Origin of the sequence: Rhodococcus sp. NPDC057135, from assembly GCF_042670865.1 — a bacterium.
In the GTDB taxonomy this organism is placed as follows: Bacteria; Actinomycetota; Actinomycetes; order Mycobacteriales; family Mycobacteriaceae; genus Rhodococcus_F.
The window spans coordinates 1-1,064 of record NZ_JBHUUU010000052.1 but is presented as its reverse complement, the minus strand read 5'-3'; the positions used below and the strand labels follow the sequence as shown (position 1 = coordinate 1,064).

The 1,064-nt window shown below is 68.6% G+C and carries 1 protein-coding gene; it reads right to left on the bottom strand.

Annotated features, from left to right (window positions below):
* Positions 1-1,064 (bottom strand): acetyl-CoA C-acetyltransferase (locus ACFT1A_RS31000; RefSeq protein ID WP_378450113.1); only part of this gene is annotated, 1,064 nt, incomplete at both ends.

The window sequence follows — 1,064 nt, the reverse complement described above, 5'->3', positions numbered from 1 at the left end:
CCTTGGGGACGCGGACGATGAGTGCGTCGCCTTGTCCGCCGCCGCCGCAGAGTGCGGCTGCGCCGATGCCGCCGCCGCGGCGTTGCAGTTCGAGGGCGAGGTGCAGGGCGATGCGGGCACCGGACATGCCCAGGGGGTGGCCGACGGCGATGGCGCCGCCGTTGACGTTGACCTTGGCGGGGTCGAGGCCCAGTTCGCGGGTGGAGGCGATCCCGACGGCGGCGAACGCTTCGTTGATTTCGACGAGGTCGAGATCAGTGGGGTCGATACCTTCCTTCGCGCAGGCCTTCGCGATGGCACGGGCGGGCTGGGACTGGAGGGTGGAGTCCGGTCCGGCGACGACGCCGTGGGCACCGATTTCCGCGATCCAGGTCAGGCCGAGTTCTTCGGCCTTGGCTTTGCTCATCACCACGACGGCGGCGGCGCCGTCGGAGATCGGGGAGGCGGAGCCGGCGGTGATGGTGCCGTCCTTGCTGAACGCGGGACGCAGCTTGCCGAGGGATTCGGTGGTGGTGTCGGCTCGGATGCCCTCGTCCTGGGCGAAGACGATCGGGTCGCCCTTGCGTTGGGGGATGGAGACGGGGACGACTTCGTTGTCGAAGTAGCCGTCTTTCCAAGCGCGGGCCGCGTTCTGGTGCGAGGCGGCGGCGAAGGCGTCCTGCTCGGCGCGGGTGATGTGGGCGCTCTCGTGTTGGTTGACCTGTTCGGTGAGCAGGCCCATGGCCTGGTCGGTGAAGATGTCGTGGAGGCCGTCGTAGGCCATGTGGTCGCGCATCGTGACGTCGCCGTATTTGAAGCCTTCGCGGCTTTTTTCGAGCATGTGGGGTGCGCGGGACATCGATTCCTGCCCGCCGGCGACGACGATGTCGAATTCGCCGGCGCGGATGAGTTGGTCGGCGAGGGCGATGGCGTCGATGCCGGACAGGCACACCTTGTTGATGCTCAGGGCGGGCACGGTCATGGGGATGCCGGCGGCGACGGCGGCTTGGCGGGCGGGCATCTGGCCGGCGCCGGCGGTGAGGACCTGACCCATGATGACGTACTCGACCTGTTCGGGTGCGACT